The organism is Microcoleus sp. LAD1_D5 (assembly GCF_036702115.1).
Taxonomy (GTDB): Bacteria; Cyanobacteriota; Cyanobacteriia; order Cyanobacteriales; family Microcoleaceae; genus Microcoleus.
On record NZ_JAUBSA010000024.1, the window covers coordinates 64738 to 78676 of the forward strand.

Sequence of the window (13939 nt, forward strand, 5' to 3'; positions counted from 1 at the left end):
AGTTGGGGCCGGTTCGGGTGTCGGAGTTGGCGCCGGTTCGGGTGTCGGAGTTGGCGCCGGCGCGGGTGTCGGAGTCGGCGCCGGCGCGGGCGTCGGAGTTGGGGCCGGCGCGGGTGTCGGAGTTGGCGCCGGGACGACACTACCTCCCAATTCAAAAGAGCCGCTGTCCACGATCGCACCTGGAATGCTGTCGCCATCTTGAGGGCGAGTCACGCCACGCTGATCTGCAGCGGGTGCGCCGGTGGCAATCCCTGTATCAATTGCGGGACTTCCTGTCAGCAGGGGCCTGACTAAAGCGCCGTTGAGGTTTTGCAAAGGGCCAAGTAAGGGGTCTGCGATCGTCACACTTGTCGTCACCTTGGTATCGGTGTCAATCAGCGGCCACTGAAAATTCCCTCCTTGATCGCTATATTGGGCGGTGGCGTGTTGCTGAATGCCCCAAGGGTTTCCTCCGTTAGCCGCTGTATTGTTGGCAAGAATCGTGTTTTTGAGGGTGACATTATTGGCCGAAGCGAAGATACCTCCACCAACCCAGCCGGCAGAATTATCGGCGATCGTCGTGTTGAGAATGGTTGTGGGTGCACCAAGAGTCATTGCACCGCCGAGTTTGTTGAAATCACCAGCAGCAAACGCCGTGGAGTTGCCAGAAAACGTACTGTTAGTAATCGTAGTAGGGGCATTTCGCATCCACAGGCCGCCACCTTGATTGCCGGCTTTGTTGCCGGCAAAGGTGGTGTTGGCAATGGTCAATCCCTGGTTGGTGCTGTCGCTCAAAATCGTTACCCCACCACCATTTCCAGGATTTCCACCGTTGGGTAGCGCCAGAATTTCGTTATTTTGGAAGGTGCTCTTTTCCAAAATAACCTTGTCTTGGCTGCCGGTGAACAGATAAGCTGCGCCTCCTTCACCTCGACCTTTATTGTCTTGAAATACGCTATTGGTAATCTTAATTGTGCCGGAAGCTTCGCTCGGATTGCTGGCTCTGTCTGTGTAAACTGCGCCGCCAAAACCCCTTAAAAACGGATTATCTTGGCCTGTTGCGTAAACGGCTGCGGTGGTGTCGTTGCCGATGAATCGGGAGTTGTCAATTGTCAGCTTACCTTGAAGGCTGTTAATTGCCCCCCCGTTAATTCCTTTGTTGTTGGTGAAGTCGCTGTTGGTAACTGTAAAAGTTTTGAAACTCAAAAAGCCGATCGCACCTGCACCGCGTTCATCGTTAGCGGAGGTGGCGACGTTGCCGTTGAATTTACTGTTAGTAACAGTCAGGGTATTGTTGAAATTACCAAAAATTGCGCCACCGCCTTTATCGGCGACGTTGTTGTTGAACTGAACGTTTTCTACTGTGAGGTTTACTTCGTCGGTTGTGCCGATCGCGCCACCTCGATCCGTAGTTTTGCCGTTAGTAATAATGAGGTTTTTGACCACAAAATTGGTAGCAGTCGCAACGTTGGCATTGACAAAAAAGGCGCGGGATGCGTTGTTACCACTGATAGTTAAACCCGCTGCGGCGGCGCCGTCAATGGTGATGTTTTTGCCAACGGGAATATCGAGTTGACCGCTGGTGAGGGTAATAGTTTGGCTGGCTAAACCTGGAGCGAAGGTAATTATATCGCCGGCAACAGCGGTGGCGATCGCAGCCCTTAATGAACCCGGCCCGCTATCGCTATTGTTGGCTACTACGATCGTAGCTAAATCACCTTGGTAACTTGCCATAGCCTCTGGCTGCAAGGCTAAGGGAGATTCAATTTGGCTAGAGGCAAATTCTAAATTCCAGTCGCCGCCACGGCCAGTTGTGTTGGTGGATGCCGCAACGTCAGCCCCGGTTAATTGACTGAATCGATCGACAAAATTAGCACCTGTACCGCTTGCTACATCGCAGCCGTACAGCATGATGTCTGCTTGTGGTGCTAGTGAACTTTGCCACTTTTCCAACTGACTTTTGTATTGCTCTATGTTATCTGAACCCAGAGCGGTATTGCCTAATTGTAGGCTGCCAGAACTGCCGTGAGAAATAATGTGAACCGAGTCAATCGCCCCGTTAGTAGAGGCGTATTTTTCCATTTCGGAGGTGATTTGTTCGATGCCGTTTTTGGTGCGATCGAGTATTACTACCTGCTGTCCCGGCAGCACTCCCGCTGTAAGTGACTCGTAATCTTCCACGCCGGAGTCAATGAAGACTAAGGAGCGAAGTGGCAGTTTTTCAAAAGAAGATTGTGAGTTAACTTGAGCGAATGTAGAACTCATATTGGAGACTCCATTAAGGGCATTATTAGTAGATACACCCCGGAGTAATCTCATCAGGCTTATTTCATTATATCTTAACACTAAATTGGAACATGGTGCACTTTTTCCAAAATTTTGATTAATTTATTCTTATCATATTTATCACTTGCACCTGACCACAATGGAAATTTAAACCTCTACCGCTGGGAATATATTACAACACTTATTGCGAATATTCAAAGAAATCAATCTAGGTTCTATCATCCAAATTTCTTCGACCTTATTTGGCTAACAGTAGCGGGAGTTCAGGTATTCGGAAATGCTGGGGGTAATTCCCCCAAGAATAACTCCTATTAATTATATTTAGTAGTTTTTATTTGAGTGTGATATTTTACATATAGGCACAATGCACTACAGTTTCCCTAGCTATATTTCATCTAACGAAAAACTGAATTATGTAGATTTTGAATAATTCTATATGCTTTGAAGTTGCTAGGTTTGCGATACATCCAAATACTTATTACCCGGAAGGTTGGGTCGTATTTACTAACACTCAAAACAGTCTGATATTAAGTGGAACCCATCGCTAGAAATCAATTGGCTTATGGCGTGCTACCTACACTTTGAGGACTGCCCTCCTCACTACAAACGTGATTCAAATTATTTAGCGGGAGTTGATCTGATTGCAGATTAAGTCAGATCAAATCGTTGATTGCGATCGCACCTGCGTCCCTAATTACAATTGCATTCGGGCCCAATCGCCCTCGGTACGTTCCACACCCTCCATTCCATCACTCTCCTTAATTAGCAAACAGTCGATCGCGCCCACCGCCGTTGTTGAGTGTATCACTATATCGATCGGCATAACACGAACCAAGTCCGCTGTTTTGAGTCAGGGAACTGTGCGATTTTGGGAATTGACTTTTGTATGGATCGAGGTAATCTGAACTGAGGATAACAAAGCCTAATTGCAGTTGGTTCGAGCTGCCATCAGAAGTTGTGCAAACTTTGTCAATCTCTCTAAGGATAGAGGCATATTTTTGAAGTGCCGAGGTTATTTTCTCGATGCAGTCAGATTCCCCAGCCAAAATTCTGGAAACAAAATATCCACCTTGATTGATGCTGGAGTCCTTGAATACAAAGCTTTTGGATGGGGGAGTTGCGTATTCCGAGGCGGGAGTCGTTTCCCTTAAAGAAGTCAACATATTCCGTCCTCCAAAAGTGTGTTTAGCGGTAGATACAGCCTTGGAGTCAGAGCTTCTGAAACTGCCAGCGACCTTGTTTATTTCGCTCATTCTTCTTTAACCTATCTATCAGTTTGCCCTATTTCTGCAGCACTGCCATCCGCGATCGCACGGAATTTATATTCTGCGTGTTTTCCCTTACTTCCGGCAAACGCGCAATTACCGATCGATCCGGTATCCTGTCCGTGATCCCACTTTCACAAAAGAATCCCACCGTAAGCCCGTGCTTCAAACCTCGATAGTCTTCAGTCATTCGGCCATCTAAAATCTAAAATTTAAAAGGGTATGACAGTTAGTAGATTGGCCTCGCAACTGCACCGCTCAAGATTCTGTGGAAGATGGCGGTTTTTTCCCTGCATTGCGAATATTAATAATCTTGTTGAGCGCCTCAAACCAAAAAGCAGCCCCCATAGAAATAGCTACGCCGCTCAATATCCAACCAAACAATCTTGCAATCAAAGCCGGCCACAATAAATTCCCCTGCTTATCTCGTTCCAAGCTGTTCTGTTCGCTCCATCCAAAAGGCAGAGCTACCTCATCCAAAGCTATATCTACATCCTTTTGAACTTTTCTCAGACTTGTTAAATTATCTAATTTAGTCCTAGCATTTTTTTCCACCAACTGCTCAGCGTACAAATTAACAGTCGATCGCAACATCGAATCCTTCGACAACCGATTAATAATATGAATGCTATCAGCATTAGCAGCGACAGCGATTGCAGTTCCGAGCAAAATCGCTACCCCTCTGGCATTCCGCTTGTAAACACCAGAAGCACGCTCCATCGATTGGTCAAACCAAATTTCAATTTCTTTCTGAAACCGCTGCAACTGCTCTTGAGTATCTCCGCCGCCTTTTTCAGCGCGCTGCGCTAAAATATAAAGGCTGCGTTTCAAAGATTCTGGCATACTGTCCAAGGTTTCTTGAATTTGTTGATAAATCGGACTCTCCTCTTTTAGCTCCATAATTTCTGCTACCGAATCTTGACTTTTTTTAACAGTATTTAACAGATTGCTGAAACTCGGTTGCAGTTGCCCCAGCAGCGCCACCCGCTCACTTGGGCTGTCAAAACGAGCCTTCACAATTGCCATCTGCCTCTGAAATTCTCTCCCTGCCAGCTCGGTTTCTGGTAGATAAACCTGAGAATCCTTAATATAAAATCCTAGCTTTTCCGACATTCGATCTAAACTGTTGTTCAAACTTGCTAAATTGTTTTGATAATCTTCAACAACTCGATTGAACTCCGCAGTCAGCCACCTAAATTCTTGCTCAATAATCGGTTTTGTAGCATCCGGCAAACTCAGATTTTGTCCAATCTGTTGAATTTGTGCTAATTGTAAATTTTTAAATCTTTCCACTCTGGTTTTAGAGATAGAGCTAAGCAAACTAGAAACCTTTAAAGTATCCAAAAGGCTAGCCGAAAAACACTCGGCTGGAATATAAGAAGGCCCACTGGATTTATTGCCGAAAACATTTTTAGTACCCGTAACTCCGTGGTACAAATCCCCCAGGCGGTGCGTAACAGAGCGGAATCCCTCTGAGAAAAGCCCTTTCGCTCCCTGATTCAAATCTTTGATAATCGGATTGGCGTAAATCGAATGGGCTAACTGTCCGACTCTCTTAAATTGCAGGGGATCTTTCGCGGAGTCGCTGCCGCCAGAAATCAGCACTTCGATCGACTTCTTTAAATGTTCCGCCCGCCACTGCCAAACAGTAGCAATCAGTTCCTGAATTTCCGAAGCTAGCAAGCTTAAAGTCAGGTAGATAAAGACTAAGCCAATGATAATATCTATAATTACAGGCAAGTTCATGGTATTTTCCTAGTCGCAAATAACTGCTGTCTAAGTTTACCCTCAGTTTGGGACGCTCAAAACTCTCTTAACTTATGTCAGAAATCTTTCCATTCCTGGGCCGCAAACCGAAAAATCGCTGGAATGAGCGCTTTACAGACAAACTGTGGATGCTGGCTTTTCTGTTGGCGGCAGTGCTGATTTTCGGGCTGAATCTGGGCGGCGTGGCTTTGCGGGATTGGGATGAAGGCATTGCAGCGCAGGTAAGTCGCGAAATTTGGCGCGGCAACTTAAATTGGCTGTATCCGACGATCGACTCTATGCCTTATTTCAACAAACCGCCGCTGGTACACTGGCTAATCGGGCTGTGTTTTGCCGTCGGCGGGGTCAGCGAATTGACGGCGAGGTTGGTACCGGCGATGCTGACGGCCGCTTCTGTGCCACTGCTTTACGCCATTGGCAGGGAGTTGTTTCCTAGACGGTCGATCGCCATTTTTTCTGCCCTCGTTTATCTGACGCTGTTACCGGTGGTGCGGCATGGACGTTTGGCGATGTTGGATGGGGCGGTTTTGTGTTTTTTGCTGGGGGCGATTTGGTGTTTGCTACGATCGCGCCGCGACTTGCGCTACGCTTTGGGGGCGGGGATTGGGTTCGGACTCATTTGCCTGACTAAAGGCGTGATGTTGGGGCTGCTGCTGGGCGCTGTTGGCTGTATTTTTTTGGTTTGGGATACCCCGCGACTCCTCACTTCTGGGTATCTTTGGGGCGGATTGGCGATCGGAACATTGCCAGTAGCTGCTTGGTATTTTGCCCAATGGCTGCACTACGGTCAATATTTCATCCACACTAATTTAGTTAACGAATCTTTTCGGCGCATTTCGGAACCTGTGAGCAATAACACAGGCCCGCCCTGGTATTATCTTTTAGAAATTTTAAAATTAGCTTGGCCGTGGCAGTTATTTTGGCTACAAGGGCTGCGTTTGAGTTGGGAAAATCGCAATTTTCCCGGGCCCAAATTAGTATTAATTTGGACTGGAGTATATCTGCTGGCTATTTCTGTGATGACTACTAAATTGCCGTGGTATGTTTTGCCAATTTATCCAGCTTTTGCTCTTGCTGTTGGCAGTTATCTCGCTGAAGTTTGGGAGCAACTGTGGCTGCCGCCAGAGCCCGTCAAAGAGGAAGCAGAAGAACGTTTTGATGCTATTTCTTTGTTGCCTCATCCCGCGATTTTGGCAGTGCTGGCTATAGTTGCTGTCGTCGGTTGCGTGTACTTCAGTGGCTGGGTACGGATCGGGGGACAAATTGCGCCTCCAGAGCGAGATTTGCAGTTAATGCTGATGTTTGTAGCTTTGACAATGACAATGGCGGCGGTGTTGCTGCACCGCAAAGACCGGCAGTTTATATTAGTTTTAATTTGGGGAACTTACCTGACGCTGTTGGTATTGATGGCTTCTGATAACTGGGTTTGGGAACTGGCGGAGGATTATCCGGTTAAGCCGATCGCCGAAATTGTCCGCACAGGAACTCCGGCCGGTCAACAAGTGTTTACTTCTCACCGCTTGGGCCGTCCATCGCTGAATTTTTATAGTCAACGCCAAGTTATTGTCGCCGACGCGCCGACGCTCAAACAGAAATGGCAAACTCTTCCTCAACCTTATTTTCTGTTAGAAAAACCAGTTTTAAAACATTTAGGTTTGCAGAATGCTGAGGTTGTGAAAACAGCGGACGACTGGGTTTTGGTAACTCGAAAATAAGCGTGTTTCCCCAAATTACCGTAGGGGCGGGTTCACCAACCATAATCGCCTCAGACCAAAAATCTCGAAAACCCGCCCCCACCCAACGACAAATCCGAATCTACATTTTTGGGATGCAATCGCATATCAGATAAATCTAGGCGATCGGCTATGTGCGGACGAGTTTACCAACAATTCATGTGAGAAATCAACAATCTCAAAAACCCCCTACACAAACTCAACCTTAAAAAGCTTACCCAAAAATGTTACACTAAACAAAAGCCTCAGTTAAATGCTCTTTAATAGAACTATGCAACTTACTGAACAACGATACTACTCGATCGAGGAATATCTAGCACTAGAGGAAGCTGCTGACTACAAAAGCGAATACATTGACGGTGAAATATTTCCTATGGCCGGTGGCTCTACAAATCACAATCAAATAGCGCTAAACTTCAGTACCGAACTAAATTTTGCGTTCAAAAAACTCGACTATCGAGTGTTTATGAGCGATGTCCGCTTGTGGATACCCAAGAAGCGCATCTATACCTATCCCGATGTGATGTTAGTGGTTGGGAAGCCGGAGTATTATAATAACCGCACCGATACGATTACCAATTCCAGGGTAATTATTGAGGTTTTGTCAGCTTCAACTAAAGGATACGATCGGAGCAAAAAGTTTGAGGGATACCGCACGATTCCCACTCTTGAAGAATACTTATTGATCGACCAAAATCGGAGATATATCGAACATTTTTCTAAGACGGATGATAAGCGATGGTCGTTTGCTGAGTACAATGAATCGGATGAGACGATCGCGCTTGCTTCAGTATCCTTTGAAATTGCTGTGGCAGATATATATAATAAAGTGAATTTTGAACAAGTAGATCAAGAAATTGCACCTGAAAAATGATTGTAGGGGCGGGTTTTACCAACCATCTGTGCCACTAATTAAGAACATAAATAAACCCGCCCTGCCCAACGACAAATCCGAATCAATATTCTTTGCATACGATCGCACATCAGGTTAATCTAGGTTATTGGTTGGGTGGGGGCGGGTTTATCTAGATTGTCTGCTGGTATTAAATATTATTCGTAAAACCCGCCCCTACCGCCTGTGTTTGTGGGAAAAAGATTATGAAATACGATCGCAACAAACACCACCGCCACTCAATTCGCCTGCCTGGATATGATTATACCACTCCCGGTGCGTATTTTATCACTATTTGCAGTTGGCAGCGTGAATGTTTATTCGGCGAAGTCATTGATCATACAATGCAATTGAGTCCCTATGGTAAAACAGTTTTATTCAATTGGAGCATTCTTCCCAAACGTTATCAAAATGTGGCATTAGATAATTTTATTGTGATGCCAAATCACGTCCACGGGATTATTGTTTTGAAAGACAGCCCAGAAATAAATTATACAGAATCGGATAAATTGGCGCTGACAAAATCAAAAATCCATCCTTTATCGGAAATTGTGCGGGGTCTGAAAACATCTTCAGCGCGGCGAATTAACCAAATGCGATGTTTGACTGGCGTATCAGTTTGGCAACGAGGTTATTACGAACATATCATCCGCAATGAAGAATCATTAGTTGCTATTCGGGAATACATCATTAATAATTCTTTGTCGTGGGCCAAAGATGAATTATATCCTCATAATTCAGTCAAAATTAATGAATCTAGTCCGCTGTCGATCGAATGTAATGGCAAATCTTATCTACAGTCGATCGTACTATAACATTGTGTCGATAGCCCTCCGGGGCGGGTTTCACCAACAATCTATGTGAAAAACCAACAATCTCAAAAACCCGCCCCCACTCAACCACAAATCGGCATCTACATTTGTGAAATACGATCGCACCCTAAAGTTAATCTGGGCGATCGGCTGGGTGGGGGCGGGTTTATCTAGATTGTCTGCTGGTATTAAATATTATTCGCAAAACCAGCCCCTACGATAGCCCTCCGGGGCTGGTTTCACCAACAATCTATGTGAAAAACTAACAATCTCAAAAACCCGCCCCCACCCAACTTGAGGATGTCGAGCGTTTCCATTCAATTAGTTTCCCCAACGAGTGGGGAGTTACTGTTAAACAGTTACGCAAACAGGAGATCACATCAGGTTTCCATTCAATTAGTTTCCCCAACGAGTGGGGAGGGAAAAGCTAGGAATAAAGGCAAAAAGGCAGAATGGAAAGGCATATTTAGAGTTTCCATTCAATTAGTTTCCCCAACGAGTGGGGAGGTTATTACGAACAATTCAAAGCCGATAATATCGTAGAACACGCTATCGTGTTTCCATTCAATTAGTTTCCCCAACGAGTGGGGAGTTAGGGGAGCTAAACGTCTACATTGCATTGAAAAAGTTTCCATTCAATTAGTTTCCCCAACGAGTGGGGAGAGATAACCCGACTACCTATCGGCTTTAGATGCTCAAGTTTCCATTCAATTAGTTTCCCCAACGAGTGGGGAGTAAGCGTCAGGAAATTATTGATATGGGCGATGCTCAGTTTCCATTCAATTAGTTTCCCCAACGAGTGGGGAGCGAAGTTTTAACAATTAAGGATGCCAATCCTGCAATTGAAGGAGATCAGTTTCCATTCAATTAGTTTCCCCAGCGAGTGGGGAGAGCGGCACAGAGGAAGAAATGCGATCGCGATTTGAGTTTCCATTCAATTAGTTTCCCCAACGAGTGGGGAGCAAAAATGTACAACTTGGATATGGATTTAATCTCCGAGGAGTTTCCATTCAATTAGTTTCCCCAACGAGTGGGGAGCTTATTTTTATGTCAACTCAGTAACAATGATAAGAGAGATGTTTCCATTCAATTAGTTTCCCCAACGAGTGGGGAGTTTAGATCTCTTATCAAGATGTGAAAGATGAAACAGGGACGTTTCCATTCAATTAGTTTCCCCAACGAGTGGGGAGTGATTTAATGACGGGCTATAAAGTCGCTAAACATCAGTTTCCATTCAATTAGTTTCCCCAACGAGTGGGGAGGAGTTGAAATTTCACCAAGAGCGGAGGGGCTACCGTCGAGTGTGGTTTCCATTCAATTAGTTTCCCCAACGAGTGGGGAGGAGAATCCAATCAATATGCTTCTCGCTTCTGCTATTGCGTTTCCATTCAATTAGTTTCCCCAACGAGTGGGGATATCTAGATAATAAAGGCGGGTTAGCTATAGAAAAGACTCTTAAGTTTCCATTCAATTAGTTTCCCCAACGAGTGGGGAGTCAACGCTCTAAAGAATCCTAACACTTATGAGCAAGCAAAAAAAGTGTTTCCATTCAATTAGTTTCCCCAACGAGTGGGGAGTCTTCATCAGTCGATCAATACTACTCTTTCTACCCCCTAGCGTTTCCATTCAATTAGTTTCCCCAACGAGTGGGGAGTGAAACTGTTTTTACTTGTGGCGCGCAGTGGAATCTCCTGCAAGGTTTCCATTCAATTAGTTTCCCCAACGAGTGGGGAGCGAGATAGTAGGAGCTTGCCAAATAAATGGTTGGTGTTTCCATTCAATTAGTTTCCCCAACGAGTGGGGAGACAATCTATCCTTATCCAGCTTATGAGTTCATTATGTTTCCATTCAATTAGTTTCCCCAACGAGTGGGGAGTGCAGTTAGACAAGCAGTTCGATGACTACGCTACTTGGATGATGTTTCCATTCAATTAGTTTCCCCAACGAGTGGGGAGAGCCGAGGAAGTCGATCAACCAGAGCCAGTAGTTGAGGAAAGTTTCCATTCAATTAGTTTCCCCAACGAGTGGGGAGAGGATGCTTGGGTAGATGTAGTGTATGACTGTTGGATGTTTCCATTCAATTAGTTTCCCCAACGAGTGGGGAGGAAAAAACAAGTTAGGCCAAGTCACATCTTACGCGGTTAAGTTTCCATTCAATTAGTTTCCCCAACGAGTGGGGAGTCTCAAATCTAAAGCTTCGTGTTTTCTATCTCTTAAGAATGCCGTTTCCATTCAATTAGTTTCCCCAACGAGTGGGGAGTCAGACTATCACGGTTATCAAATTAGCATCGAATTGTTTCCATTCAATTAGTTTCCCCAACGAGTGGGGAGAGTAGTTAAAAATTTCCCTCACTACTTAGGGGATTGTCTGATGTTTCCATTCAATTAGTTTCCCCAACGAGTGGGGAGGCCTCTACATTAAACCTCATACAGCACAAGATGTCCAGAGGCCATTTGCGAGGACTCCCAAAAATCTCTGTACAAACACCCTCCCAACCTATGTTACTAATACGTGAAACCCTTACAGAGCAGTATATCGAAGGCTCCAACGAATTTCCGTCATCACAGCCATTTCTTTCAGCCCTCGCGAGTGATATTAGATAATCACCGACCCAGGCAATTCAGTGACAGGCGGGCCCACCCCCCAAGTCTGAACATTGCCCAAAGTATGCCCCGACACAGGATAAAACCTAATACTGTCCTCATCTAAATTGATTAACTTTCGGAGTCGCCGCTGGAGTTCTGCAAACTTCGCAGTGGGTAGCACACACTCAAAAGTAGAATATTGCACCCAATTGCCATAACCTTTGAGCAAGTCATGCACCTTTTGCCTCCGCTTGTCAACCGGAATATCGTAGACAACGATATAAAGCAGCATACTTTATCGAATTCTATTTGGTGTTGAATAGGGATGGTAAAGTTTAGCTTCAGATGCAAGTTCAAGAGAAAAACTTTAGTTAAGTTTGTTAGTCACTCAGGGGTTGAAACCTCGGCGAATCCGTAAATCCGTGGCGGATTTATTTGCTTATGTTTGCAGTTCGTAACGGGCGAGCGCATCCACCAATTCATCATGCACCTTCGCCATCAAACTCGCCGATTTTAACGAAACAAAGTTTTGATTTGAAACAAAATTCAAACAGCCCAAAACTCGTGATTCCCATTTCTCTGGCTTGTCAGTATTCCAAGCCTTGAACACATCTTCTTCCTGCAAGCCATGCAAAGAATGAAAAGTCACATTTCTCTCATCTATGGTATTGCCAGCAACTACTTGGATATCTACATTTTTATCCCATTGATTCTTTGGATAAGACGCTTCCAGTAAAGTAAATAATGCTTTACCAAACAAACCCACATTATTGTACCTATCATTTCTATTTGCATTAAACCAATATCGTAAATTCTGAGGCAGATTTACATCATGGATATATGCTGTACTTGGTTGATTGGGATTAGAGTATTGAATTTGTGGCTTATATTTATCTAATGCCCATTTTTTAATCAATCCTTCCACCGCCCTAAAACTGTGAAATAGAGCCTCAACAGTGTTTCCCTGTCTGAGACGCACTACTCCCAAATAAGCAGCCTCATAACCCATCCACCACCACTGATTTAAACGCTCTTTTGCAACCTCTCCCCTAGCATTACCAAAATCTTCAAACTTAGCAAAATTCCACTGCATAGCCATTGCCAACAAGTCACGAATTTCCAGCAATAGCGGATCAGAAGAATCTTTCCAGTAAAGGTTTAAAATGCGCTCTACTCCCAAATAGTCATAACGCCTTAATAGCGCTTTTGCTTCTTGAACTTGCATCCCCTGTAAATAAGTAGAGCTTTCTATGAAATCACCCTTTTTGGCTAAATCTGGTTCATACTCGTTGCTAACCAAAAACTTGACTTTTTTACCAAACTTTGCTAACGTTTCAAATTGAACCGCCGAAGAAATTGCCGGAGTTCCAGCTTGATGACTGACAAAAAAGTTTGCACTTTTATCTAAATCAAAACTAGACAAAGCTTGTTGAACCAGAAACAGTGCTTTATTCCAACTATCTAATCCCTCATCTTTGGATTTAGGTTTCAATTCTAAGTAATCAATGGATTGAACTTGAGGAAATTTTTTCTTAAAATATTGCTCAAATATCGGTTTGAGCGTGCAAGTATCCTGCCAATAAGGACTTTTCTCTACTCTCCTATCTTCCTCATCAAAAACCGCTTCCTGATCGGTCATAATCAAGATTATTTTGTCAGGATTTGTTTTCCCTTTCTCTAACAGCTTTGCCGAAAAAGCATCAAGAAGCGGAAAGTGCAAATCCTCATAATATTCATCTGTTAACTGGCTGCCATAAACCATCCCCATCGCTCTAGCTGGTACAATGAAAGGTTCCTCATCATCAGTATTCGGCGGTTGTGTAGGTACAAAACGGCGATCGTATAATTGACTTCTCACCTTTTTGAACAAAGTACCCCAATTGTCATCAGTTTTGAGCTTGACATCGCTGCTGCCAGTTGTCACAATCCAGATATTCATAATTATTCCTCAGTTGGCCAAAGTTTTATAAAGTCGCTCTGATTCTGTAAAAACTCAAGAAAATCTTGAGTTTTGTCCGATTTATCTGGAAAAATAGTCAAAAGCTCTACATACTCTTGCCTTTTTTGTCTCAATTCTCCGTTTCTAGTTGTGAGATAGCGGGGATACATCCGGTGCCAAATGCGACCAATATTATTTAGTTTTCCCGTCAAATCGCTTTGGTTAATAGACTGATTTTTTGAGTACGGCCCGTGAAACCATTTAATTGCTTCACTGCTATGCTGATCCTCAGCGATTCTTCCCCAAACTTCCACTTTGTCGGGATGCCAGACTTCACGCCAAGCCATAACCTGATGACTAGGTTCTAAATGATTAACTGTTAACCATTCTATTGCCCTCTGCTGACCCTCTGCCAGAAATTTAGTAATATTGCTGAGGTCAGGATTAGCAGCCGTGACGTACAAAGTTTTTGAACTTTCATTAAACTTCCAGTGGCAGCCGATCGCAGGTTTGTCATTTCTCTTAAAATACTCAGGGAAAAACAGGCTGTGATCGACCCGCCGCCACGACTTGCCAAAACCGCCAAGCAAGAGAGAAAATTTAATTAGACCTCTTGCAAAATAATTTTATGATATAATGGAAAGTTTTGCTTGACTGGATTGAATCCCAACTATTAACTT

At 44.4% G+C, this 13939-nt stretch carries 11 protein-coding genes and 1 CRISPR repeat array; of the genes, 4 read left to right on the forward strand and 7 right to left on the reverse strand.

What is annotated here, in order from left to right; all coding sequences use genetic code 11:
* The 4 genes from QUA70_RS12790 to QUA70_RS12805 form a co-directional block, all read right to left on the reverse strand.
* Positions 1-2244: DUF4347 domain-containing protein (locus QUA70_RS12790; protein ID WP_333347410.1), on the reverse strand; the 2244-nt coding region annotated here is incomplete at its 3' end.
* 779 nt (positions 2245-3023) lie between these two features.
* Positions 3024-3428 (reverse strand): DUF4347 domain-containing protein, encoded by a 405-nt coding sequence (locus QUA70_RS12795; RefSeq protein ID WP_333347413.1) that lies wholly within the window; start codon positions 3426-3428, stop codon positions 3024-3026.
* 118 nt (positions 3429-3546) lie between these two features.
* Positions 3547-3720 carry a hypothetical protein gene (locus QUA70_RS12800; protein WP_333347415.1) on the reverse strand — a complete coding sequence of 58 codons (174 nt, stop codon included), beginning with the start codon at positions 3718-3720 and terminating at the stop codon, positions 3547-3549.
* Positions 3721-3788: 68 nt separating this feature from the next.
* The gene (locus QUA70_RS12805; protein ID WP_333347418.1) at positions 3789-5276 is read right to left on the reverse strand and encodes a hypothetical protein; all 1488 of its coding nucleotides are present in this window, start codon (positions 5274-5276) and stop codon (positions 3789-3791) included.
* 74 nt (positions 5277-5350) lie between these two features.
* On the opposite strand from QUA70_RS12805, the gene QUA70_RS12810 reads away from it, so the two are divergent.
* The 4 genes from QUA70_RS12810 to QUA70_RS12825 all read left to right on the forward strand — a co-directional run bounded on the left by QUA70_RS12810 (position 5351) and on the right by QUA70_RS12825 (position 8908).
* Positions 5351-7012 (forward strand): glycosyltransferase family 39 protein, encoded by a 1662-nt coding sequence (locus tag QUA70_RS12810; RefSeq protein ID WP_333347421.1) that lies wholly within the window; start codon positions 5351-5353, stop codon positions 7010-7012.
* 289 nt (positions 7013-7301) lie between these two features.
* Complete coding sequence (locus QUA70_RS12815) at positions 7302-7904, forward strand: Uma2 family endonuclease (RefSeq protein ID WP_333347424.1); 603 nt, start codon at positions 7302-7304, stop codon at positions 7902-7904.
* 224 nt (positions 7905-8128) lie between these two features.
* Positions 8129-8737, forward strand: coding sequence for a transposase (locus QUA70_RS12820; protein WP_333347427.1), 609 nt, complete (start codon positions 8129-8131; stop codon positions 8735-8737).
* Positions 8738-8782: 45 nt separating this feature from the next.
* Positions 8783-8908, forward strand: coding sequence for a hypothetical protein (locus tag QUA70_RS12825; protein WP_333347430.1), 126 nt, complete (start codon positions 8783-8785; stop codon positions 8906-8908).
* A 135-nt stretch (positions 8909-9043) separates the two neighbouring features.
* Positions 9044-11143: direct repeats of the CRISPR family, unit length 36 nt; unit sequence GTTTCCATTCAATTAGTTTCCCCAACGAGTGGGGAG.
* 187 nt (positions 11144-11330) lie between these two features.
* On the opposite strand, the gene cas2 is transcribed toward QUA70_RS12825, so the two are convergent.
* The 3 genes from cas2 to QUA70_RS12840 form a co-directional block, all read right to left on the reverse strand.
* Positions 11331-11612: a CRISPR-associated endonuclease Cas2 gene (gene cas2 / locus QUA70_RS12830; protein WP_333347433.1), complete on the reverse strand. Its 282-nt coding sequence runs from the start codon at positions 11610-11612 to the stop codon at positions 11331-11333.
* Positions 11613-11759: 147 nt separating this feature from the next.
* Positions 11760-13259 carry a hypothetical protein gene (locus QUA70_RS12835; protein ID WP_333347437.1) on the reverse strand — a complete coding sequence of 500 codons (1500 nt, stop codon included), beginning with the start codon at positions 13257-13259 and terminating at the stop codon, positions 11760-11762.
* A gap of 2 nt (positions 13260-13261) precedes the next feature.
* Positions 13262-13849, reverse strand: a complete 588-nt coding sequence (locus tag QUA70_RS12840) for a hypothetical protein (RefSeq protein WP_333347439.1) — start codon at positions 13847-13849, stop codon at positions 13262-13264.
* Between the last annotated feature and the right edge of the window lie 90 nt (positions 13850-13939).